This is a genomic window from Zobellia nedashkovskayae, from assembly GCF_015330125.1.
Classification (GTDB): domain Bacteria; phylum Bacteroidota; class Bacteroidia; order Flavobacteriales; family Flavobacteriaceae; genus Zobellia; species Zobellia nedashkovskayae.
Genome location: NZ_JADDXR010000002.1, coordinates 1612231 through 1637299 on the forward strand (window position 1 = coordinate 1612231; position 25069 = coordinate 1637299).

22 protein-coding genes are annotated in these 25069 nt (G+C 37.3%); 1 reads left to right on the forward strand and 21 read right to left on the reverse strand.

Annotation, left to right across the window (positions count from 1 at the left end):
- Positions 1–4: 4 nt before the first annotated feature.
- The 21 genes from IWB64_RS06895 to IWB64_RS06995 all read right to left on the reverse strand — a co-directional run bounded on the left by IWB64_RS06895 (position 5) and on the right by IWB64_RS06995 (position 24035).
- The gene (locus IWB64_RS06895; RefSeq protein WP_194533305.1) at positions 5–610 is read right to left on the reverse strand and encodes a TetR/AcrR family transcriptional regulator; all 606 of its coding nucleotides are present in this window, start codon (positions 608–610) and stop codon (positions 5–7) included.
- 18 nt (positions 611–628) lie between these two features.
- Entirely contained in the window at positions 629–2032 is a 1404-nt protein-coding gene (locus IWB64_RS06900) for a TolC family protein (RefSeq protein WP_194533306.1), read from the reverse strand.
- Positions 2033–2039: 7 nt separating this feature from the next.
- A complete protein-coding gene (locus IWB64_RS06905; RefSeq protein ID WP_194533307.1) occupies positions 2040–5186 on the reverse strand; it encodes an efflux RND transporter permease subunit in 3147 nt (1048 codons plus the stop codon).
- 37 nt (positions 5187–5223) lie between these two features.
- Positions 5224–6309 carry an efflux RND transporter periplasmic adaptor subunit gene (locus tag IWB64_RS06910; protein WP_194533308.1) on the reverse strand — a complete coding sequence of 362 codons (1086 nt, stop codon included), beginning with the start codon at positions 6307–6309 and terminating at the stop codon, positions 5224–5226.
- Between the two features lie 102 nt (positions 6310–6411).
- Positions 6412–6894, reverse strand: coding sequence for a GbsR/MarR family transcriptional regulator (locus IWB64_RS06915; protein WP_194533309.1), 483 nt, complete (start codon positions 6892–6894; stop codon positions 6412–6414).
- Positions 6895–7149: 255 nt separating this feature from the next.
- Positions 7150–7545 (reverse strand): hypothetical protein, encoded by a 396-nt coding sequence (locus tag IWB64_RS06920; RefSeq protein ID WP_194533310.1) that lies wholly within the window; start codon positions 7543–7545, stop codon positions 7150–7152.
- A 9-nt stretch (positions 7546–7554) separates the two neighbouring features.
- Positions 7555–8574, reverse strand: a complete 1020-nt coding sequence (pheS, locus tag IWB64_RS06925) for a phenylalanine--tRNA ligase subunit alpha (protein ID WP_194533311.1) — start codon at positions 8572–8574, stop codon at positions 7555–7557.
- Positions 8575–8652: 78 nt separating this feature from the next.
- Positions 8653–10533: a SulP family inorganic anion transporter gene (locus tag IWB64_RS06930; protein ID WP_194533312.1), complete on the reverse strand. Its 1881-nt coding sequence runs from the start codon at positions 10531–10533 to the stop codon at positions 8653–8655.
- Positions 10534–10626: 93 nt separating this feature from the next.
- A complete protein-coding gene (locus tag IWB64_RS06935) occupies positions 10627–11253 on the reverse strand; it encodes a carbonic anhydrase (RefSeq protein ID WP_194533313.1) in 627 nt (208 codons plus the stop codon).
- Between the two features lie 97 nt (positions 11254–11350).
- Positions 11351–11977 carry a carbonic anhydrase family protein gene (locus tag IWB64_RS06940; protein WP_194533314.1) on the reverse strand — a complete coding sequence of 209 codons (627 nt, stop codon included), beginning with the start codon at positions 11975–11977 and terminating at the stop codon, positions 11351–11353.
- 13 nt (positions 11978–11990) lie between these two features.
- Positions 11991–12836 carry an adenine nucleotide alpha hydrolase family protein gene (locus tag IWB64_RS06945; protein WP_194533315.1) on the reverse strand — a complete coding sequence of 282 codons (846 nt, stop codon included), beginning with the start codon at positions 12834–12836 and terminating at the stop codon, positions 11991–11993.
- A 5-nt stretch (positions 12837–12841) separates the two neighbouring features.
- Complete coding sequence (locus tag IWB64_RS06950; protein WP_194533316.1) at positions 12842–14434, reverse strand: SulP family inorganic anion transporter; 1593 nt, start codon at positions 14432–14434, stop codon at positions 12842–12844.
- 75 nt (positions 14435–14509) lie between these two features.
- Positions 14510–14710, reverse strand: a complete 201-nt coding sequence (locus tag IWB64_RS06955; RefSeq protein ID WP_194533317.1) for a hypothetical protein — start codon at positions 14708–14710, stop codon at positions 14510–14512.
- A gap of 155 nt (positions 14711–14865) precedes the next feature.
- A complete protein-coding gene (locus IWB64_RS06960) occupies positions 14866–15624 on the reverse strand; it encodes a tetratricopeptide repeat protein (RefSeq protein WP_194533318.1) in 759 nt (252 codons plus the stop codon).
- A 38-nt stretch (positions 15625–15662) separates the two neighbouring features.
- On the reverse strand, positions 15663–17405 hold the full coding sequence (locus tag IWB64_RS06965; protein WP_194535830.1) for a BatD family protein: 1743 nt from the start codon (positions 17403–17405) through the stop codon (positions 15663–15665).
- A 41-nt stretch (positions 17406–17446) separates the two neighbouring features.
- The gene (locus tag IWB64_RS06970) at positions 17447–18304 is read right to left on the reverse strand and encodes a tetratricopeptide repeat protein (protein WP_194533319.1); all 858 of its coding nucleotides are present in this window, start codon (positions 18302–18304) and stop codon (positions 17447–17449) included.
- Entirely contained in the window at positions 18305–19351 is a 1047-nt protein-coding gene (locus IWB64_RS06975; protein ID WP_194533320.1) for a VWA domain-containing protein, read from the reverse strand.
- 60 nt (positions 19352–19411) lie between these two features.
- Positions 19412–20410: a vWA domain-containing protein gene (locus tag IWB64_RS06980; RefSeq protein ID WP_194533321.1), complete on the reverse strand. Its 999-nt coding sequence runs from the start codon at positions 20408–20410 to the stop codon at positions 19412–19414.
- Positions 20411–22078 carry a BatD family protein gene (locus IWB64_RS06985; RefSeq protein ID WP_194533322.1) on the reverse strand — a complete coding sequence of 556 codons (1668 nt, stop codon included), beginning with the start codon at positions 22076–22078 and terminating at the stop codon, positions 20411–20413.
- A complete protein-coding gene (locus IWB64_RS06990) occupies positions 22078–22944 on the reverse strand; it encodes a DUF58 domain-containing protein (RefSeq protein WP_155595489.1) in 867 nt (288 codons plus the stop codon). The genes IWB64_RS06985 and IWB64_RS06990 overlap by 1 nt, the downstream gene beginning before the upstream one ends.
- Positions 22945–23033: 89 nt before the next feature.
- Entirely contained in the window at positions 23034–24035 is a 1002-nt protein-coding gene (locus IWB64_RS06995) for an AAA family ATPase (protein ID WP_194533323.1), read from the reverse strand.
- A gap of 157 nt (positions 24036–24192) precedes the next feature.
- On the opposite strand from IWB64_RS06995, the gene IWB64_RS07000 reads away from it, so the two are divergent.
- Positions 24193–25068 (forward strand): aldo/keto reductase, encoded by an 876-nt coding sequence (locus IWB64_RS07000; RefSeq protein WP_194533324.1) that lies wholly within the window; start codon positions 24193–24195, stop codon positions 25066–25068.
- The last annotated feature ends 1 nt before the right edge of the window (position 25069 follow it).

The following is a 25069-nucleotide window of genomic DNA, read 5'->3' on the forward strand; positions in this document are numbered from 1 at the left end:
GACACTAGTTAATTACTAGTATGTAATTGCTTTTTTCTAAATAATCTGGGGTGGCTATACCACGAAGATTATTAATGATAATATGCTCTACAAGTTCTTGCACGGAATATTTCTCAAAAAGATTTTTTGTGGAGAAGAGGATGAGTTCAAGTCGGTTGAGGTATAGCTCACAGACAAGTTCTATATTCACATCGTTTCTTACCTGACCCTCCTCTTTGGCACTTTGCAGAAGACTTTTTACCAAAGTATTTAAATCTTTGGTTCGGAATTCGCTTATAGAAGCATATGCACTAGGATAATATTTTTTTAAGCCGAAAAAAAACGAGGGACTAAAAGATTTAATAGAATCCAATCCTATTCTATACACGTCAATGACAGCTAGAATAGGATTGGATTTTTGTTTCTCAACACTTTCATGAATTTCAGAGCGAAGCTTGTTCAAAAATGCAATTAGGCTCTCCTGCACAACCTCTTCTTTACTGTTGAAATTTTCGTAAATCGTTTTTTTCGAAATACTCATCTCATGTGCGAGGTCGTCCAACGTAAACCGCTTGCTTCCGAATCTTATAAATTTAGAAAGTGCAAATTCTAAAAACTTGTCTTTATCCATGATGCATGCAGAAGGTGTTTAATGCCATCCACCACCAAGGGAACGGTACAATTCTACTGTTGCAGATAGTTGTGAAAACTTATTGTCTACTAAGCTAAGCTCAGCGTTCAAAGCATTTTCCCTTGCGGTTAACAAGTCCAAATAGGTTAAGTATCCACTGTTTAATAATTCTTCTGAATTGGTTTCCGCTCTTTTCAAGGCTACCACTTGTTTACTAACATAACCTTCTTTTTCAACAGAAATATTATAGTCATATAAAGCGTTTGATACTTCTTGACCAGCGTTTAAAAGCGCTTTTTTAAACATCAACAATGCCTGTTCTTGCTGTGTTTTAGCAACTTCATAAGCAGTTCTTATTTTTCTACCGTTGAAGATAGGTTGAGTAAGACCACCTACAAGGTTAGCAAAAATAGAACTACTATCTATCCAATTATCCAATTCCAAACTTTGAAAACCACCTTGTGCAGATAATGTTATAGAAGGATAGAAGTTACTCTTCGCTACATTAGCAAGCTCAAAATTGTTCACTAAGTTATATTCCGCTTGCATGATATCAGGTCTATTACGTAATAATAAGGCAGGTACACCAAGTGTCATTTCATTAACCAAAGATTGCTCATCTAAAGAACTTCGTACATAGGATTGTGGCTTTTCGCCCAAAAGAATACTCATCGTATTTTCTGTTTGATAAAGCGAATTTTTAAGATCTAACAATTGACTCTGTGCACTATATAATTGTGCTGCAGTCTGATCAACACCTACTAGGTTTGCTTGTCCCGCATCTTTTAAAGCCTCAATAGTCTCTAAACTTTTTTGACGGTTTGCAATAGTTTGTTCGGTAACCGAAATCTGCTTGTCTAAAGCCAATAATTGGTAGTAGGTTGTAGCAATTTGAGCTACCAAATCCGTTTTCACGGCTTGGTGTGCTGCCACAGTCTGCAAGTAACTTGCATCGCTTGCGCGCTTACTACTTCTTATTTTTCCCCAAATATCAGCTTCCCACGATACTGTTCCTGAAGCTTCATATTGATTAAAAGGTTGCGTAAAAAAACTTCCGAATTGTCCGTTTTCACTGGTCCTTGCTGTTCTAGTTGCACTAGCAGCACCATTTAAAGTAGGTAAATAACCTGCTTTTCCCTGCTTAACATAAGCCTGTGCAGCTGCAATACTTTGCAACGCGATGCGGATATCTAGGTTGTTGTCCAGCCCTCTTTGGATATACGTTTTTAAATGTGAATCCGTAAAAACATCCTTGTAAGAGACCGATGCGAACGACACACTGTCTTGCGGTAGGTTATCTGTTCTGTACAGACTATCCGTCTGCACTTCAGGCCGATCATAATTCTTTGCTACAAAACATGATTGTAACAAGAGCGGCAATGCAGCTACCAATAAGAATTTATTTATTGTTAATTTCTTCATGATTTCTCTAGTTCTTTGATTCTTCAATAGTTTCTTGTGGCGCACCGGTTATACGCTCTTGCATGGTTTGGAAAATAACGTACAACGCGGGTATCACAAACACACCAAATATGGTACCTATTAACATACCGCCTACAGCGCTCATTCCAATAGATCTGTTACCTACAGCTCCAATACCAGTTGATAAGGCAAGTGGCATCAAACCGAAAATAAAGGCGAAAGAAGTCATCAAAATAGGTCTTAGTCGTGCCTTAGCACCATCTAATGCCGATTCTACTATAGACATGCCGTGCTTTCTACGCTGAAGCGCAAACTCTACAATAAGAATAGCATTCTTAGAAAGTAGACCGATTAACATAATTAATGCAATCTGAAAGTAGATGTTGTTTTCGAGTCCTGCCAAGTTTATAAATCCAATAGCACCTGCAATACCCACGGGTAATGAAAGTAATATGGCAAACGGCAATATATAAGATTCGTACTGCGCACTCAATAAGAAGTAAACAAATACCAAACTCAATATAAATATGATAATCGTTTGGCTACCTGCACTGTTCTCTTCTTTTGTAAGACCTGAATACTCATAAGTATAATTAGAAGGCAATACCTGAGCGGAAACCTCTTCAATAGCCTTAATGGCATCACCTGTGGAATAACCAGGATTCATGGCGCCGTTAATTTTAACGGAACTCAATAGGTTAAACCTACTTACGATTTCAGGACCGTAAATTTTCTCCAAAGAAACGAATTGAGATACAGCAACCGATTCTCCATTTGAATTGGTAACGAAAATGTGATTAAGCGATTGTTCATCTGCTCTGTCTTCTGGTTTTGCTTGAATCATTACACGGTACTGCTTACCAAACTTATTAAAGTCGGTGGTATACAGACCTCCATAGTAACCTTGCATAGCATTGAAAACATCCGTAACCGCTAAACCTGCTGTTTTGGTTTTTTCAACATCTACCTTCAACTCATATTGAGGGAAATTAGGATTAAACTGTGTAATGGCATATTTAACTTCAGGCCTAGCATTCAATGCAGCTAAAAACTCATTTGTGGTTTTGCCTACAGTTTGCCAGTCATCTGCATCTTTACTTTGTAGGTTCATTTCAAAACCTGTAGAGTTACCAAAACCTTGTACACTTGGAGGTGTAAAGAAGAATGCCTTAGCATCTTTTAGGCCGGCAGTTTTTCCGAAAAGACTACCAACTACGGCATCCACAGATTGTGATGGATCTGTTCTCTCGCTCCAGTTTTTAAGACGAAGTACAGAGAAGGCATAAGAACCACCATTTACTCTGTTCAATAAACTAAAACCAGTAATATTCATTCTAGCCTCTATAATATCCATTGAAGCATAAATAGAATCTAATTTCTTCACGGTTTTTTGAGTTTGCTCTAAAGTTGTTCCCGGAGGTAAACTAATATCAGCAAAAACAAGACCTCTATCTTCATTTGGTATAAACCCTGCAGGAGTTGTTTTAAATAATACAACAGTTGCAGCGGTAAACAATACCAATGCTATTATGGTAATCCACTTTCTTTTGGCAATGAATTTAACAGATCCTACATATTTGTTGGTAATGGCATCAAAACCAGTGTTGAAAGCACCAAAGAAACGCTTGGTTATCCCTTTTTTATGTTCTTCTGATGGGTTGTGCGGCTTTAAGAAAAGTGCTGCAAGTGCAGGGCTTAACGTAAGCGCATTCACTGCAGAAATAAGAATAGCGATAGCCAGTGTAATACCAAATTGCTGATAGAAAACTCCCGAAGAACCAGAAATGAAGGAAACCGGAATAAATACGGCCGACATTACCAAGGTTATTGATATAATAGCTCCAGAAATCTCTGACATGGCAGACTTGGTAGCGACCTTTGCATCCTTGGCCCCTTCTTCCATCTTGGCATGAACGGCCTCAACCACTACAATGGCATCATCCACCACAATACCAATTGCAAGGATCATCGCAAAAAGCGTTAACATGTTTATAGAATATCCAAATAAAGAGAGAAAGAAGAACGTACCTACAATTGCTACTGGTACTGCAATAGCGGGTATTAAAGTAGACCTGAAATCTTGAAGAAACAGAAATACCACAATAAATACTAATATAAATGCTTCAATAAGAGTCATGACAACATGGTCTATAGATGCATCCAAGAAATCTTTAGTATTGTACGGTATTACATAATCAAGTCCTTTTGGAAAATCTTGCTTACTTTCTTTTAAAATCGTTTGAATGGAATTAATGATATCATTTGCATTGGAGCCAGATGTTTGAAATATACCAACGGCAGTACCGGGTTTACCCATACCTTCGTTTTTGGTACCATAGTTAAAGGCACCTAATTCAACTTCAGCAACATCTTTAAGACGTAAAAACTGTCCGTTTTCCTGAGCTCTAATAATTATGTCCTCATACTGGGCTTCTTCTGAAAGACGTCCTTTGTATTTTAATACATATTCATAAACACCATCAGCATTTTCACCTATTTTACCGGTAGCTGCTTCAAGGTTTTGCTCATTAAGTGCACTTTGAATATCCGATGGCATAAGGTTGTAAGCAGCCATCTTTTCTGGATTCAACCATATTCTCATGGAATAATCTTTGGCACCAAAAACAGTTACGTTACCAACCCCTTTTATACGTTGTAATTTAGGTACCAAGTTGATTCTAGCGTAGTTTTCAACAAAAGTGGCATCGTAATTTTCATTGTCTGAAAACAATGAAAAGAACATAAGCGCACTAGTCTGAGATTTTTGCGTGATTACACCGGTCTGTACTACAGCTTGCGGAAGAACACTGTTGGCGCGAGCCACCCTGTTTTGTACGTTTACCGCAGCAATATCTGGGTCTGTACCAAGTTCAAAGAATACATTTATGGTAGCGGCACCATCATTACTAGCGTTAGAGGTCATGTATAACATGCCTTCCACACCATTAATTTGCTCTTCCAAAGGAGTGACAACACTATTAAGTACTGTTTCTGCGTTTGCTCCCGTATAGGTAGCTGTAACTTGTACGGTTGGCGGTGCTATTTCAGGATATTGTTCTATAGGCAGGGTTGTTAAACCCAAAACACCTAGAATAACTATAATGATCGATATAACCGTAGATAGTACGGGACGATCTATAAATTTTTGAAACATTGTTCTCTATTTATAAATTATGATGAATAGCGGATTCTTACTTGGCCGGGCTTATGGCCATTCCGTCTTTAATTTTAGTTACACCTTCAAGAACAATGGTAGTTCCCTCTTCAATTCCATTTTCAACAATAAAACCTTTTTGGGTGTTTGCAATGATATCTATTGGCATAGTTGTAACCGTATTGTCATCTTTTACTATATAGATAAGTTTCTTACCTTGAAGGTCTATTGTAGCTACTTGTGGAATTTCATATGCTTCCTTATAAATTGTGGGTATTTTAATTTTCCCGGTGCTACCACTGCTTAACAGGTTATTTTTGTTGTCAAAATCAGCTCTGGCGGTTACACTTCCTGTGGTACTGTTAATGATGGTATTGATCATAGCAATCTTACCTGTTTCTGGATATTCTTCGCCATTAATCATAACAAGTGTTACTTTTGGTGCTTTTTCAAGATCCACTAAGTTTTTTTCATTTTTAGGCATGGACTCTTTTAACTTTAAAAGCTCTCTTTCGTTTAAAGAAAAATAAGCACGAACTTCACTAACGTCAGATACAGTAGTTAATGGTTGACTCATGGCAGAACTTACCAAGGCACCTATTTTAAAAGGAATTTCACCAATATAACCGTCAACGGGACTTGTAATACGAGAGTAACCAATGTTTGAAGCAACACTTTGGTAATTGGCTTGGGCCTGAACAAGCTGCGCTTTGGCAGTCTCTAGCTGAACCTCGCTAATGATGCCTTTTTCTACTAACGGTTTAAGTTTATCTACTTCTACCTGTGCCACGTTCACAGAAGCTTTAGCAGCATTGGCATCTTGGTTCAAAGTTTGGGTTTCTAATTTAAAAAGAGGTTGTCCTTTTTTAATTTTCTGACCTTCCTCTACATATACCTTTTGCACAAAACCAGCAACTTTAGGCCATATTTCAACATTCTGCTTACCTTCTAAGGTAGTAGCAAATTCATTATATACCGTAAGGTCTTGTTTTTTTAATTCACCAACCTTCAAGCTTGGAGGAGGAGGCGTTGCGCCAGCCGCAGGGGCCGTTGGCGTTGTTCCAAAACAGGAGCTTAAAAGAAGTCCTGCGCTTAATAATCCTATGATTGATAACTTTTTCATTTTTAAAGGGATATTTAATTGTATTAGATTGTTGACTGGGTCTTGTTAAGGTTTTGTTAATTCAGAATGTTCGGTTAAAAACGAACCATTCTGATAAAAAAATTATTTTTGTTGCTTTTTTAATTCTTCGATAGTTGTTTTTAGACTTGTGGTCATGTCTGAAATACACTTACCATAAACTGTTATTTTGTTTTTGTTCTCTTCATGCTTCTCTGGACGGTACTGCTTATTATACGCGGTTATTTTAAGAATCATTTCTTTTTCCCTTTCCAGCTGATTTAATGAGCGATTTAGCTTCTTGATGAAGAACGTATTTTTTTCAGCAACTTTAAAATACCTTTTTCTATCTCCTGATTTTGTGAAATAGTTTACAAAATCCATTTGCAACAAAAGGTTTAACGACGTTGATATTGAGCTTTTGCTAGCGCCTCTTTTGTTAAGGCAATCTTCAAAAGTAAGACCGTCTTCCTCTGTAATAACTAGGTTCGCAAAGATTCTAGCAGCCAATGGTGGTAGATCATACTCAGATTCAAAATGAACCCCAAGCTCCTCGATTAACTTATTCTTTATTTCTTCTATTTTCATAATTGAAAAATTCAAGGGACAAAGATAATGTTAGTTCGGAACCAAACAAACTAAAAGAACTTAATTTTTATTAAAATGAGTTAAAGTTTTGTTAGAGTAATGCAAGGTAAAGAGGTAACTGTTTGAAAATTAACTGGATAAATATAGTTTTTGACCGATAAAGTATTTGTAAGTAAATGCTTTCGGAGAAGAAAGAAACTGTGTAAACTTGAAAAAATGGTAAGTAGAATGGAAGAAGAAAAATGGAAGTGCAAGTTACTTTGCGGAAATTCCATCCTTTTCAATTATCGGAATGGTGCTAAGATTTTTTTCGGAGACTGTATTTTTTGGGAATAAGAAACGTTTTTCAAAAAGCTTGCCTTCGGCGAAAAACGTAACAAAGAATTCATTGTCTAGTGCAAGAACTTCTTCTTGTAGTAATTCTATCTTTTTAATGTCATTAGGTAAAATCGTGCCCATGCTATGGCGCATGGTCGTTGTTTGGCGTTCTTCATCAAAGCCTTTAGAAACTACCATTACCATTTCAATTTGGTCTGCTCTATTATTTATGATGTAGGCGTTCCAGTCTTTTGAAAGAAACTCTTCGTTCCATTCCCTAATAATGGCTACTTGAACATCTTTGGCAATTGGTATTTCTATGTCTTTTTTCACTGAACTGAATTATAAGGCACTTTTAAATTGCTCTAAGAATCGCACGTCGTTTTCGCTTAACAAGCGAATATCAGATATCTGGTGAAGTAATAAGGCAATCCTGTCAATACCCATTCCGAAAGCGAAACCGGAGTATTCTTTGGAATCAATACCACAATTGTCAAGTACGTTGGGGTCAACCATACCACAGCCCATGATTTCTAACCAACCGGTACCTTTTGTCATCTTGTAATCGGTTTCAGTTTCAAGTCCCCAATATACATCTACTTCTGCACTAGGCTCCGTAAATGGAAAGTATGATGGACGTAAACGAATCTTGGATTTACCAAAAAGTTCCGTGGTAAAGAATTGAAGCGTTTGCTTTAAATCTGCAAAGGAAACATCTTTATCAATATATAAGCCTTCAACTTGGTGAAAGAAACAATGTGAACGTGCCGAAATAGCCTCATTACGATATACTCTTCCTGGAGAGATGGTACGTATAGGCGGCTTATTATTTTCCATGTAACGAACCTGTACCGAGGAGGTATGGGTTCGTAATAGAATATCTGGATCGGTTTGAACGAAAAATGTATCCTGCATGTCTCTGGCAGGGTGATATTCAGGTAGGTTCAAGGCAGTAAAGTTGTGCCAATCATCTTCAATTTCCGGACCTTCCGATACATTGAAACCTATTCTGGAGAAAATTTCTATAATTTGGTTCTTTACAATAGAAATAGGGTGTCTTGCCCCAAGCTCTAAAGGTTCACCTGGCCGTGTCAAATCGCCATAAATACCTTTTTCCTCGGTTTTGCTTTCAAGCGAATCCCTTAAGGTATTCAGTTTATCGTTTGCGGCTTGCTTTAATTGATTTATTGTTTGGCCGAATTCCTTTTTCTGCTCGTTAGGTACATTTTTGAACTCCGCAAAGAAATCGGTCAAAAGTCCCTTTTTGCCTAAGTATTTAATACGGAAGCTTTCTAGCTCCTCTTTGGTGGTAGCAGTAAACTTTTCTACCTCAGTAATATGCTTTTTAATAGTATCGATCATGATGTTCGGCTAATGCCGCAAATTTAGGACATTTGCGGCATTACCGAATACATAATTCATCATAAATTGGTCTAAATGTTATGCAGAAGCTTCAATATTCTTTTTTGAAGTCTTACGTTCCAAGTACCGTAAACACTCGGCAAAGGTGTCAAAAATATGTTCTGTAGGAATTAAATCAGGAATAAGGTCTACACGTTCCATCATATATCTTGGTTGTTTAAGGACATCTACAAACAAGACTTCAATATCAGAATTGTGTAAATCTATTAACACATCTTCCAATGTATATAGCCCGGATTGATCCATATACTGCATACGGTCCATACGAATGATAACGGTAGATGCCGTTCTGGGTATTTGGTCTGCCAATATTTGAAATTCGCTGGTAGAACCAAAAAATAAGGGTCCTTTAAGGTGTTTAATAAAGACTTGGTCCCTCAGGTTTTTAGGGAAACCAACTTCATCTGCCCAGCCTTCTTCTTTTTCCAAAGACTTTACATCGGACCTTTCTGCTGTAAGATCACCCATTTTCTTCATGAACATTAAAGAAGCGATAACTAAACCAACACCTACTGCATATACCAAGTTCCAAACAGAGGAAAGAACAAGTACAACTAGCATAATAACTACCTCTGAACTGAATTTTATTGGACCCAAGCTCATGTCCTTAGGTAAACTAGGTATAGCTTTTAATCCTTTATAATCCATAACGCCAATACCTACGGTTACTAAAATACCAGCAAGTACAGCGGCGGGTATTTGAGAAGCAACAGGCCCTAAAGCCAAAAGAACAACTAGAAGTAAAACCCCTGCTACCATACCGGATAATTTGGTTTTACCACCTGCGTTAATGTTAACAACGGTACGGATTGTAGCACCTGCTCCTGGAATCCCCCCAAAAATAGCGGCAATACTGTTCCCAATTCCTTGGCCTACTAATTCCTTGTTAGGTTGATGCTTGGTCTTTGTCATGTTGTCCGCAACTACCGATGTTAAAAGTGAATCTATGGCACCTAATAAAGCCAGCGTTAGTGCCGTAAAAATATAGGGCGTTACCGACCCAAGTTCAAAACTGGTGAATATACCCAAGTTAGGCATCGGAAAACCACTTGGTATTTCTTCTATTGGTCTATAGTTCAATCCAAAACCATACGCTACCCCAGAGACCACAATTAAAGCTACTAACGCACTTGGTATAGCAGTAGTTATTTTTTTGAAGCCATAAATAATGGCAATGGTAGTTAGGGCGAGAATAAATTCTAACCAATTAATATTTTGCAAAGCCCTGGGCATTACTTTAAGAGCTCCCAATACACCAGAAGCCTCAGATTTTGCCAAAGTACGCGCTTCTTTGAGCATATCTGCTTCGGTAATGCCTTCGGCACGTTTGATGGTTTCCTCAAAATTTTCTAAAACTAGAATACCTTCCCCAGCTTCTTCCTTTAAAATATTATCTAATATAATTTCTTCGGCCATGGGTTTGTACTGGTTTACAAACTCTGGGTCTTCTTTAGGGTAATATCCTATTGCAGGTAATATTTGCGTAACCAAAATAATAACGCCAATTGCGGTCATGAAACCGGAAACAACTGGATATGGGATATACCGGATGTATTTACCTATACCTAGAAGTCCAAGACCTATTTGCATAAGGCCGGCCAATAAGAATACAACTAAAATAGCGGGCAGCGCTTTTTCGAGACTACCATCGTTTAGAGCTATAATACCTGCTATAACAACCATACTAACCGCTGTCATTGGTGCGGTAGGTCCGGAGATTTGTGTACTAGTACCGCCAAAAAGAGCAGCGAAAAAACTTATGAATATGGCTCCGTATAATCCCGCGCTGGGCCCAAGGCCTGAGCTAACACCAAACGCTAATGCTAAGGGTAGGGCAACAATTCCTGCTGTTATTCCTCCAAATAAGTCTCCTTTAAAGTTTGAGAAAAGATTTTTCATAGAGTTAAGTTTAATGCTAAGAGATTGTTTTAAGCTTTGTGAAGAAGTGTAGATGGCTAATTGAACGTCTGGTTTCTACAAATCAGCTTTGGATTAATCCAAATGATAGATTTCCATAATATTTTTAAGGTAGCCTTCGAAATCTATTTTTAAGTCTATCAATTTTCCGGTATGAACGTCAAATATCCACCCATGTACTTTTAATCCGTGATCACGATATGCTTTTTGAACCACTGCTGTTTTGATCAGGTTTACACATTGCTCTTTTACGTTCAGTTCTACTAATCTATCGTATTTTTTTGTTTCGTCTTCAATAGCATTCAGCTCTTCTTTATGAAGACGATATACATCACGAATATTACGTAGCCATGGGTTTAGAACACCCAAATCTTTAGATTGCATGGCAGCTTTGACACCTCCGCATGCATAATGACCACAAACTATTATATGTTTTACTTTCAGATAATCTACAGCATACTTTAAAACAGATAGTACGTTAAGATCTATACTGATTACCATGTTCGCAATGTTACGATGTACGAAAACCTCTCCGGGTTTTGCGCCCATCACTTCTTCTGCAGTAACCCTACTGTCTGAACAACCAATATAAAGCAATTCAGGACTTTGATCCTTGGCCAACTGCTCAAAATAATCTGAACTTGTTTTTAGCTTTTCCGCTATCCACTTTTCATTGTTGTCAAAAACAGTATCTAGATTCATGGTGTTATTTTTTACAAAATAAGACTAATTCTACGGCAATACTTGAAAAAAGGCCAATGCATTGTTGGCCCATTGTATATTATTGAATCTAAGCTTATTAGTAAAAAGTTACTTCACCATTAGATATGTCATACATGGCACCTACAATCTTTATTTCTCCGTTTTCTTCCATTTCAGATAAAACTGGGCTATTCTTACGGATACTATCTATTGTCAAAAGCACATTCTTTTCAGAAACTTTATCTACAAAGTCAAGATTTTTAGAATTTCTAAGACTTTCGTCAGTAGGTTCTTTAACTGCATCAACCGCTGGCTCTATCTTATTTATTAAAGCTGTCAAGTTGCCTAATCTGGCATGGTCACAAGCACCTTTTATTGCACCACAACTAGTATGACCCAAAACAACAACTAGTTCAGTGCCAGCAAGCTTACATGCAAATTCCATACTTCCTAGGATATCTTCGTTAGAAAAGTTTCCTGCGATACGAATACTAAAGATATCGCCTAATCCTTGGTCAAAAACCAATTCTGCCGAAACTCTAGAATCTATACAGCTCAAAATAGTAGCGAAAGGAAATTGTCCATCGCTAGTATCATTTACTTGTTCTAAAAGATTTCTGTTAGCTTTTAAATTATTTTGAAAACGTTGATTTCCTTCTTTTAAAAAATTAAGTGCTTTTTCTGGAGTCATCGTTGCTTGTGTCTCCTTAGTATGTGCTTTCATATGTTTATTTTAATTATGCTATGTTTAGTTTACTTTGATAATTGCCTTGCGAATTTTTTTCGCCTGCAATCATAAGGTTGATATCTAATTTCTTCACCATGTCGTAAATATTTGATGGCGTAGAAGTATTTATTTTTTCCTTTTTTTTCCGCTCCACAAATAATAAATCAACTTTGCTCTTAGATAAGTAGATTGGAAGCTTTTTCATTGTATTGTCATTATAATCAAAGACATAATCTACAATTTTCTTTCCTAAAAATTCATGGGATTGAGGCTGTGTTGTAGGTCCATTAACAATGCTGAAAGCCTTTAGAGGACTGTTTGCATTAGCAAAGAGGGCTTCTGGAAAAGAAGAACTCAATAACTCGTTAGAACAGTTCAGTGTACCAATCCCTATATTCATGTTAGGCTCTAGACCATTTTCTTCTGAAACAATCATTACGGATCCCTTAAAAATACTTAGAACAAAATTGATAATCCTATCATCTACAGTATTAAAAGGTTTTGTTTTTCTTCTACCAAGAACTATAATATTTGGAGTGTTATCATCTAAATATCGGGAAATTTCAGTTTTTACATTGCCAAAAGTGCTTGAATAACGAATGGGAACCCCGTAATCTTTAGAGAATGGAGCAATTAAATTCTTCATGCGCTTGTCGGTTACAATATACTCGTGGTTTATTGTCCGTATAGCTGATAATTGATTGTCTTTTCCAACAATATCAGTTGGTTTTCTCACATTGAAAACCTCAATTTCGGCATCAACCATTTTAGCTAAGCTAACCGAGCTTTTTAAAAGGTTGTGCATACCATCCGTCAAATCTGAAAGTAATGCTATTTTATATTTATTTTTTTCCATAGCCTTTAACTTAAACTTAGGTTAGATTTTGGTCTTGTTCTAAAAAACTCACTATAACTAATAGGGTTTTCTATAACGCCACGTTTAGATACCAGTTTAATATCTATATTACGTTCTTTGGCTTTTATTGAAAAATCGTCTAGAATCTCAATAATATCAATGTCAAGATACCTTGTTTTAAGTAGATTTAGCTCCAAATAGGTATCTCTTGGAAGACTATCTAGTTCTTTAAGAATAGCGCCTTTATTAAAGAATGTAACCTCTTCTGCAAGAGACATTTTTATTTTATGCTTTCCGTTGCTTACATCTTCAATATGAAGAAAGTGAGAATTTTGATAGCTTTTTAATAGAATAACAACTATTCCAACAGCTAAGCCCAAACTAATTCCAACAAGCAAATCTGTAAACACAATCCCTAGCACCGTTACCATAAAAGGAACGAACTGTTTCCATCCTAGTTTGTACATCGTTGCAAAAAGTGCAGGTTTTGCCAATTTGTAACCAACTATGAAAAGAATAGCTGCCAATACGGATAACGGAATCATATTTAACAAAGTTGGAATAAGAATTACTGAAATCAATAAAAGAAAACCATGCAAAATAGCAGATAGTTTTGATGTTCCGCCAGATTGTATATTGGCTGAGCTACGAACAATTACCTGAGTTATAGGCAGTCCTCCAATTAAACCGGACAGTATATTACCGGCGCCTTGGGCAAGTAACTCTCGGTTTGTTGGAGTTACATTCTTATGTGGGTCTAATTTATCTGTGGCTTCTACACACAGTAATGTTTCTAAACTGGCTACCAGCGCTATGGTAAAAGCAGTAATCCAAACTTGAGGGTTTGTAATGGCTCCAAAATTTGGAAAGCTAAATTGACCTAAGAAAGAAGCGGCATCTTCAGGAACAGGCACACTTACCAAATGTTCTGAAGAAATAGCCAATGTTCCGCTATCTTGAGTTACAATGTAAAATATAATACCAATGGCAACGGCAACTAATGGTCCCTGTACCAATTGAAAAATTCTACCTTTTTTAGAAAGAACTTTATCCCATAACAAAAGAATAGAAAGACCTATGATAGCTACCAATGTAGCACCGGGACTAATATTATTGACTGTATTTAAAATTTCCGAAAAGGTATTTTCTCCATCTACTTGGAAAAAAGCCCAGTCCCCTTCTGGGTCAGGGTCATAACCAAAAAAGTGTGGAATTTGTTTTAGAATTATAATGATACCAATTCCCGTTAACATTCCCTTTATAACTGAAGACGGAAAATAGTATCCAATAATACCCGCTTTTAAAAAACCGAATACCATTTGAATAACGCCACCCAAAACTACGGCAACTAGAAAATTCTCAAAACCACCTAAGGTTCCAATAGCGGTTAAAACTATGGCAGCTAATCCTGCTGCAGGACCACTAACTCCAATTTTTGAACCACTGAGTGCTCCAACGAAAACACCACCAATTATACCGGCTATTAATCCTGAGAACAATGGTGCGCCACTGGCAAGGGCAATACCCAAACATAAAGGCAAAGCAACGAAGAATACTACGACACTTGCGGGAAGGTCGCTCTTTAGATTTTTAAACATATAAATAATAATTTAGCCCTCAATGGCAATTGGGGACAAGTTTTTAGCTAATCGAAATAAATTTCCTGAAAAAAATTAACTGATATGTTCAGGGGGAGGAAGGAGGATTTCGAGTGTGAAATCAATATAATCCATAACATGGTAATCGCCCATAACAGATTGTTCTGATAAAGCTATCAGAGAATAGTCAAAGTAATTATCTTTTACGAATTTTTCTTCTAGAGAAGACTTTTTGCCTGCTTCTTGTTGTTCCTCTTCATTGAGGTTCGTTATCATAACAGGATTATCAACGTCTAGTAAAGTTATAACGCTCGGAGCTGTAATGGCTAATAGCCATAGAGCAAGCAAAAGAAAACGAGCGAAAATTTTCATAGCAGTTAGTAACAAACGCAAATATAGCACCAACTATTTTATTACGCGTTAAGGAAATATTAAAAATCTTTTAATGTTTTTATGTCTTCGGATGGGATCCAGCCTGTAGTTCCGTCAGAAATACGGATTTTTTTCCAGTCGTTTAGTTCTTCAACAACTTGGACTTTAGTGCCTTCGTGGAGTGCAAAAGTCTCAAGACCTTTTTTGTTAGGCTCAGCTTTTACACTGGCTTCCTTGGCAAAGACAATAGCGGGTTGGTCTGCTTTAAATTTGTTGTATTGAAGAAAAGCAAAAACTACGGAAGTTATCATGATAAGTAGTGAAATTACACTAAAGATAAACGCAAGTCTTTTTCTAGATGAATAATGAAAGTAATAGAATGCAATGTATAAAAACACAAATATTACCATAAAAATAATAGATAGATATGCCCATTGATCAAAAGACAATGTACCAATGATGCTATCGTAAATTTTAGAAAGGCCTGTAGTTGGCATTTCATCAATGGCATCAAGAGTCATGTTCTTGGCGTATCCTAAATTATTCTTTATTTCGCTGTCATTGGGCTTTAGCAAAAGTGCTTTTTCGTAATAATAGATACTTGGCGCAATCTCGTTAAGCTTATAATAGGCATTGCCCAGGTTGTAATAGAGCTCTGCGGAATGTTTACCATTATCCAAAATCTCCATATAGTTGTCTACCGCCTTTTGGTACTCGCCTACATTATAAGCTTCCGTAGCCTTATCAAACAGAGCATTATTCTGGGCGGTAACCGTGAAGGTTAATAAGGAAATAAGTATGAAAAGTATGTTTTTCACTTTGTGATTTTCAAATTGAATAATTTATAACTTTTTCGTTAGAGTTGTTTGTCTAAATATGTAATTACCTCACTTGCTTTATCGTAATCTTGTTGCATCTGCACTTCGGAAAAGGGACTGTAACGTGCCATTTCGCAATTTTTAAGTAGCGAAATAAAACCTTCATTGGTTGTGTTATCAACCTGTTTTTCGATTAAGAGAGATGCTATTTTGTCTTTGCTGAATTCTGAGGTCTCTATTTTAAGTTTTGCCTTTAAATAATTATGCAACGCTTTTTCTAAGGCAACGTAAAACGCCTCCTTATTACCTAATTCTTTTTTGGCTTTAGAGAGATATCTTTTAGCAAGTTTGTTGGCCTTCCTAACTTTATTGCCCACCACGTCACTAGCAATTGCTTCACGCTTTTTACCTAGTAAAATGGCAAAGGGAATCAATATTAATGGCAGTAATAACCATAAATAATAGCTTTTAGTCCCTAAAAAATAGCTAGAACCAATAGGTACCAAATTGGCGTCTAGTTTTAGGAAATTAAATTGATTTCCTACTGCAACGGTTTGCTTATTATTAGTTCCACCAGCTACTGCACTACCTATGCTTGAGTCTGTAGGACCTTCTTTTACATTGATTACGATTTCATCTGAAGTAACCGTTTTATACGTTTTAGCGCTAGGGTCAAAATAAGTGAAGGATATACTAGGAATAGGATATTTGCCTTTAAAGGAAGGTACAACCGTATAACTATTACTCACCTTACCCTGTGAGCCGGATAAGGTAGTACGTACTTTTTCATCAAATTCAGGCTCGTATACCTCCAATGAAGCGGGTAAATTTAGGTCGGGCAACTGAAAGAGTTTTAAATTTCCTTTACCACTCACCTCAACTTTTGCCTGTAATGATTCAGAAGCATTCAAAACCGTCTTACTGCTAGTGACCGAAAAATCGAAATTACCAACTGCCCCACTAAAATTAACAGGTTTCCCTTTTTCAGGTAAAGCTTTTACATTAATGGTTCGTTTTCCTGCTGAAACCGTTTTGTTGGTTTGGGAGTAAATTCTACCTCCAAAGAAATCCCGTTTGTTGGACGGTACATCTACAGTAACATCCAATGAAAGGGGTTCTATTTCTAACTTCCCTGATTTTTGAGGGTAGAGTACAACTCGCTTTAATATAACATACCTATAAGGCTTTCCTTTATAAGTTCCGTTTTCAGCAACTGGGCGAGAAACGGGAATATCTTGGCTCCAAAAATTATTGTACTTAGGGTTGTCTAATGGTTGATAGTTAGATACACTAATAGACGGGCTCACATATAGTTTGTAGACCACGCTTAGGCCTTCGTTTAGGTATGGGTCCGTTTTAGAAACCTCGGCAACAAGATGTAGACTTTCGTCCGCTACATCGTCTGCGGTCATTTGATCGCTGGGTTTGTCTACTGCAGCTGTAACTTCTACCTTTTTTGGTAATGATTTATAAGTTTTTCCATCAATCACAATAGATGCTTGCTTAATGGTCACATTTCCCCTAGTAGTAGGAGCCAAGGTGTATGAGTATGTTTTTGAATAACTACGCACACCATTTATCCATGAGGAGCTTATAGATTGTGATGGTCCCATCAAAACCCGGAAGCCCTGAAAATCTGGAGGATTAAAATTGTCCCCGTCTTTATTCATGGTAAAATCTACCCGTAATCTCTCGTTCATACCCAGTTTTTCTTTACTGAGTTTCATTTCAAAGGTAATGCCTTTGCCATCTTGAGCGTTCACTGAAAAGACAAGGAACATTATAGAAAATAATGCTAAAAGAATTCTATGTATACTGGTCTTTACCAATCTTTTTCGTTTTTAACCTTAACACCTTTTACTTTCTTGGCGTCTATTTTTTCTTGTACTTTTTTCTCTTCGTTCTGCATGGCTTCCAGAAGATTCTGCACCTGCTGTTTACTTAATTGATTAGGACGAGGCTGTTGCTGTTGTTCTTGGGGCTTATCACCTTCTTCAGGCTGTTTTTTCTGTTCTTCCTTTTCATCGCCTTCACCCTCTTTGTTCTCGTCCTTTTGTTCTTCGTTCTTGTCTCCTTCGTCTCCCTTGTCTCCTTCGTCCTTTTTATCTTGATCTTGGTTTTCTTCTTTGTTGTCTCCGTCTTTTTTGTCCTCGTTTTCGTCTTTATTATCCTCGTTCTTATCTTCTTGGTCCTTGTTGTCTTCGTTTTGGTCGTTCTGCTCTTGTTCTTTTTCGAGCATTTTTTTGGCCAAAGCTAGATTGTAACGGGTTTCCTCATCTTTTGGGTCATTGCGGAGGGCTTCCTTATAAGCTTCTACTGCTTTTTGATAGTCTTTTCTTTTCATAAACACGTTGCCCATGTTATGATAGGCACGATGCTTATCGGCTTTGTCAGTGGCCAATTCACCAGCTTGCTTGTAACGGCCAAAAGCTTCACTATAGGTTTCTTTGGCGTAATATGCATTGGCCAGGTTGTAAGGTGCAGCAGAATTCTCTTCACTCTTGGCTATTGCCTTTCGGTAATCTACTTCGGCCTCTACAAAATTATCTTCTGAAAGTTCTTTGTTAGCTTCCCAGGTTAGATTTTTTGATTCGTCAAGCGCTTGCTCGCGCGCTTTTTCCTCTTCTTGCGCCAAAGAAACGAAACCGATAAAAAACAATATGAAAACAATATTTCTCATTTATTCTATTTCTTTTTCGTTGAATAAATTTAGCTTTTTAAACCATTTTGTTCGCTTGTCAAGAACAAAGATATCTAAAAGTAAAAACAACAAGCCAATACCAAGAAACCATTGAAATTGATCTTTGAATTCTGCAAATTGCTTGGCTTCAAACTCTTTTTTGTCCATTTGATGAAGCAGCTCCGTTATACGCTCTACAGCAGCTTCGGTATTGGAACCGTTAATATATTCACCATTACCATCATCTGCAATGTCTATAAGTACGTCTTCGTTCAGCTTGGTAATAACTACCTCTCCTTGGGAATCCTTCTTCAGACTTTCTACAACGCCATTTCTTTTAATGGGAATAGGAGCACCTTTAGGTTTACCAACACCAATAGTGAAAATCTGAATGCCTTCTTCTATGGCTTTCTCCACAGCATCTTTGGTATTACCTTCTGAGTGATCTTCTCCATCGGAAATAATAAAAAGCACACGATTGGTCTGCTCTTCATCATTGTAATAGGTAGTAGCAAGGGTAATTGCCTCGTTTATAGCTGTTCCTTGTGAAGTAAGCATATCTGTATTCATGCTTTGTAAGAACATTTTGGCAGCACCATAATCTGTTGTAATAGGTAATTGCGGGAATGCTTGACCGGCATAAGCTATGATACCAATACGATCACTTGCCAATTGATTTATGATTTCTGAAACTAGACGTTTGGCTTTCTCCAAACGGTTGGGCGCAATATCTTCCGCCAACATACTTTTAGAAACATCTACCGCAAAAACGACATCAACACCTTCACGTTTTACCGTCTCTAATTTTGTTCCAATTTTTGGGTTTACCAATCCCAGAGTAAGGAAAGTGAGACCCAATAAAAAGAACAAGAGTTTTAGACTGGATTTAAAATTAGATTTGTCCGGAGATAGCCTTTTTAAAAGGGGGCTCTCGGCAAATTTCTTCTGTGTCCGCTTTTTCCAAATTTGCAAAAGTGCGAACAAGACGATGATGACCGGTATTATGGCCAGTAAATAGAAATATATTTTTTCGTCTAATTGAATCATTCTGCTTTGTTCCTAGTTTGAAGCTAATACAAGTTTATTAAATATTGCGCTAAAAGTTTCTTAAATAAAACTTCTAAAAATGGTATTCCTCAGGAGCCATTCCAATAAAAGCAGGGCACCGGCCAAAAGCACCCATGACCTAAACTTTTCTTCGTATTTGTAATATTTAAATTCTTCTATTTCTGTTTTTTCTAGCTTGTTTATTTCGTCGTAAATAGCCTCTAACTTTTCGTTATCTGTGGCTCTAAAAAATTTACCTCCTGTAGATTTTGCAATATCCTTCAAAAGATCTTCATCAATTTCAACTTGGCGCATACCGTATCTAAAAGATCCATCACTGTTATATGCTACCGGAGAAAGAGCGTTACCATTGGTACCCAATCCTATAGTGTATGTTTTTATACCATACTCAATAGCTAAGTCTGCTGCGGTTTGTGGTTCTATAAACCCGGAATTATTGACACCATCCGTCAATAGGATAATAATTTTACTAGAAGCTTTACTCTCTTTTAGGCGGTTTACGGAAGTAGCCAAGCCCATTCCTATGGCAGTACCATCATTTAATTGCCCATAAGTTATATCGCGTAGTGCCCTTAGAACAATTGCCTTATCACTTGTTATAGGTGTTTTGGTATAAGCTTCACCTGCGTAAGCCACCAAACCAATACGGTCATTGGGGCGTTCTTTAATGAATTCTGCAGCAACTTCTTTTAGGGCGGCTAAACGGTTGGGTTTTAAATCCCTTGCCAACATACTAGAAGAAACATCTATAGCCATTACAATATCTATACCCTTTGTAGTTTTTGTTTTTGTTGAAATGTCTTCGGTCTGTGGTCTGGCTATGGCAACTATAATTGCTGCAAGAGCTAATAGACGCAGTACAAATAACAGTGGTTTTAATTTTGGGAGAAAACCCGTATTTGCAAAACCTTTAATCGTAGGTATTTTTAAAGAAGCTACCTGCTCTTTGCGCTTGTAGAAATACCACAGCACGGCCAGAGGAAGCAATAATAGCAACCAAAAAAATTCCGGATTTGCGAATGATATATTATCCAACATCTATAATTCTGTTTTTACTTCTACCGAACCTAATATTCTATCTGCTATTTCTTGTGCATAGGTGTCGTCTTCTAGCCAATTTATGATGATTTGCTGTTGAAGCCCTTTTGCACCGAATAGTAAAATACTGTATTTGCCATCTACTAATTCCTCAGACCCTGGAACAGGAAAATCGCCACTACCAAAAACCTTGATTCCTTTTACGCCCGTAACGGTAGTAAATTCTTCTTGTTTGGTTATAATGTTCTTTGCTCCTTGTTTTTCTAGATTCTTAATAAAGGCTTCAATGGATTTATTAAACTCGGGCTCTACTTCCTGTGTTAAAGTAGTTGACGTGGTACCTACACTGAAAAAACCTTTTTCGCTTCTGTACATAAACATTTGCAGGTCTTTAATGTTGGCCTTCATCTCTGGGGTAAGCTTTGTTTCTTGCCTTTTGAGAACACGCGGAGTTTCTAAGCTTATTGGTGGATAACCATAAGAGCTAGATACCCAGTCTCCTTCTAGCAGTTCTTTTGAAGGATGGCCCAAAATGGTATCTTTTACGTACGTAAAGCCGTAATATGTAGTAGATACACCTAAAGCAATAAAAAGTGCCCCAAGAACGGCAACACTTGCGTAAATAATCTTTTTCTTTTGTTGTTTTTTTTCGAGCTCTTCTTTGTATTCTTCTTGCTCCATCAATTCTTCTACTGTGGGCTCTGGAAGTGCATCATGGGTTTTGTGAACGATTTGTTCAATGGATTGACGGTCATTTTCAGCGACTGAGGTGTCCGGTTTTGATTTTGCGAATTTTACTAAATCCGCTGTCTGAAGAATACGTTTAAACTGTTGCAGGGTCTCATCGTCTATTTTTAACTCTCCGGCATCCCTTAGCAATTCTAACTTGGTAATCAATTCATCCGTTGTACTTTCTAAGGCCGAAACGTTTACATCCTCTTCTAGATATGACCTAACAATACCTGTTAGTTCAGAGTAATATTCCTTGTATTCATCTTGAATAAGGTATTTAGATTTTTCAAGATTTTTAAGTTCCAACAGGGCGCGGTCGTAAGGCGGCAAAAGCGCCACTTTTTCTTCTTCTGACAATTGTTTTTTTCTAAAGAAGAACCAATAAACTAACCCTCCTATAACAAGGAGTCCAAGGAGTACGAATAAAATAATTTTCCAAAGTCTGGAGTTGTTTTTTTCAACTTCCATTAGTGGTTTAATGTCGTACATCCTTTGAGCCAAGGTGTCTACGGCAATGTTTGCAACATTAACAATTCTAGTGGAATCGGTCAAAAAGCCTTCTCCATTTATCTCTATACGCTGAGCCGGTATTTTATAAGAACCAGAATCAAATTGGGTAAGGGCGTAGATTTTCTGCAGGGTCATACGATCGTTTTTACGAGTCGTATCCGTAGCAAAAGCTTCTACTGTTTCTAACGGAGAAAATGTTTGTCCCTCAGGAAAAATAACTTGTGCGGTAGTATCTGCCTCAACGGTTACCGTAAATTGTATCTGCTCTCCAATTTTTATGGAGGTAGTATCAACCTTGGTAATTACTTTAGGCGTGGTTTGTGAAAAAGCGGAAAACCCTATAAATAAAACGCAAAGTAAAACACACCGCTTTAAGAGCGATGTTCCGTTGTTATTATAGTAGTTTGTAAAGTATATATTTAGCATTAACCTCGTCGCTTAAAATAGCCCAATAATTTTTTAACATAACTCTCGTCTACCCTACAACTGAGTACACCACAGCCAGATTTGGTAAACGTTTCTTTAAAATAATCTACCCGTTGTTGGTAGTATTTACTGTACGCCATACGTACACTTTTTGACTGTGTATTTACTAGGCTTACTTTTCCGGTTTCCGCATCCTGCATCTGAACCATTCCTAGATTAGGAATACTCTCTTCGCGCTCATCGTATATTCTAATTCCCGTAACATCATGCTTGTTGCCCGAAATCTTCAAAGTCTTCTCATAGTCTTCATCAATAAAATCCGATAGCACAAAAACTATTGCTTTCTTCTTCATTACGCTACTTAGAAACTTTAAGGCTTCGGCAAGATTGGTTTTGTTACTTTTTGGTTTGAATTCCAGTAACTCTCTGATGATACGTAGAACATGACTTTTTCCTTTTTTAGGGGGAATGTAAAGTTCGATTTGATCAGAGAAAAGAATCAAGCCCGCTTTATCATTATTCTGTAAAGCAGAAAAGGCCAAAGTGGCCGATACTTCTGTAATTATATCTTTTTTAAACTGATTAGTGGTTCCAAAATGTTCTGAGCCACTTACGTCTACCATAAGCATCATGGTAAGCTCACGTTCTTCTTCAAAAACCTTTATATAGGGTTCATTATAACGTGCAGTAACGTTCCAATCTATAGTCCGGACATCATCACCAAATTGATATTGACGTACCTCACTAAAGGTCATACCACGACCTTTAAAGGTGGAGTGGTATTCCCCGCCAAATATATGATCGGACAGACGGCGCGTCTTAATCTCGATCTTCCGTACTTTTTTAAGTAGTTCTTTAGTATCCATTTCTCAGCAAACAGTTTTTGGCAAGCAGTTTTCAATGGTAGTGACAAAGGGTCTATTACTACCTAAAGCATCTGCCAACCGCTTACCTTTTAAGGTACCTCGATCTCGTTAACAATCTTGTTGATGATTTCTTCGGAAGTAATATTTTCAGCTTCAGCCTCATAAGTAATACCTATTCTATGGCGTAATACATCATGAACTATAGCTCTTACATCTTCAGGAACCACGTAACCTCTTCTTTTAATGAAGGCGTAACATTTTGCTGCAATACCTAGGTTTATACTACCCCTTGGCGAAGCACCAAAGCTAATTAGCGGCTTTAGCTCTTCAAGATTGTATTTCTCTGGGTAACGCGTGGCAAAAACAATGTCAAGAATGTATTTCTCTATCTTTTCGTCCATGTATACTTCGCGAACAGCCTTTTGTGCGCTTAATATTTGCTCTATGCTTACTACTGCATTTACTGTTTCGTAAGATCCCGCTAGATTTTGGCGCATAATTAGTTGCTCCTCGTTCAACTTAGGATAATCAATTACGGTCTTTAGCATAAAACGGTCAACCTGTGCTTCTGGTAATGGATAAGTTCCTTCTTGCTCTACCGGGTTTTGGGTTGCCATTACCAAAAACGGCTTATCTAGAACAAAAGTTTCGTCACCAATGGTTACCTGTTTTTCCTGCATGGCCTCCAAAAGAGCTGATTGCACTTTGGCCGGAGCACGGTTAATCTCATCTGCGAGCACGAAATTGGCGAAAATCGGACCTTTCTTTATAGAAAAGTCATTCTCTTTCATATTGTAGATTAGAGTACCAGTAACATCTGCAGGTAAAAGGTCAGGAGTAAACTGAATTCTACTAAAGCTTCCTTTTACCGCTTTAGATAGGGTATTAATGGCCAATGTTTTTGCTAGCCCAGGTACACCTTCTAATAAAATGTGACCTTGACCAAGTAAACCAATGAGTAATCTTTCAACCATATGTCTTTGGCCAACGATTACTTTGTTCATTTCTAATATCAACAGGTCGATGAATGCACTTTCTTGTGCAATTTTCTCGTTAACCGCATTAATATCTACCGTAGTATTTTCTTCCATATATCCTTACAAATTTTGGTTTGGGCCCACTGTTTTTTAACAGACATGCAAATTGAAAATTTATTAGCTGCTTCGCTGTTAACGATTGGTTAAAAAAAATAGAGAACCCCTCTTTTTATGAAGTTTTTAAGGGATTTCTTTTTAATTTAACGGCTCTATGCAAAAGAACACTTTTTATTCCAGAGTTATAGCAGGAACTATGACTTGGGGCAGTTGGGGAAAAGGTTTTTCCAAATCTAGTATAATTGAAGTGATGAACCACTGCGTGGATGAAGGCATAAGCACCTTTGATCATGCTGACATTTATGGGGGTTACACCACAGAAGAAGACTTTGGGAATGCGTTCAAGGACAGTAACATCTCTCGTGAAAATGTTCAGTTTATTTCTAAATGTGGTATTCAAATGGATGCCGACGCCCGTAAAAACCATGTAAAACATTATAACTACGATACAGAATACATCATTTGGTCTGCAGAACAATCGCTCAAAAAACTAAAAACGGAATATTTAGATATGCTTTTGTTACATAGGCCTAGCCCATTAATGCAGCCAGATGCTATAGCAGGGGCAATAACTAAATTAAAAGATCAGGGTAAAATTAAGAGTTTTGGAGTTTCTAATTTTTTGCCATCCCAAATAGCACTTATAGAGACAGCTCTTCCCGTTGAAGGGAATCAGGTGGAATTTTCCCTGACCCAGAACGAAGTAATGAACGATGGCACATTAGATGATGCTTTGGCCAACAAGAGAATGGCAATGTCTTATAGTCCGCTTGGGTCATATTTCAGGAAAGATGACAAGGTTTCACAACGGATAAAAAAAGCTATAAAACCCATGTTGGAGAAATATGAGGCTACTGAAGATCAGTTATTATTAGCTTGGGCTATGAAACACCCTTGCGGAATACTTCCTGTTGTGGGTACAGCTACAAAATCACGTTTGTCCGCAGCTATGGATGCAACAAGAATAAATATAGAAAAAACTGATTGGTTTATTATGTTAGAGGCATCTAACGGCCAGGAGGTTGCGTAAA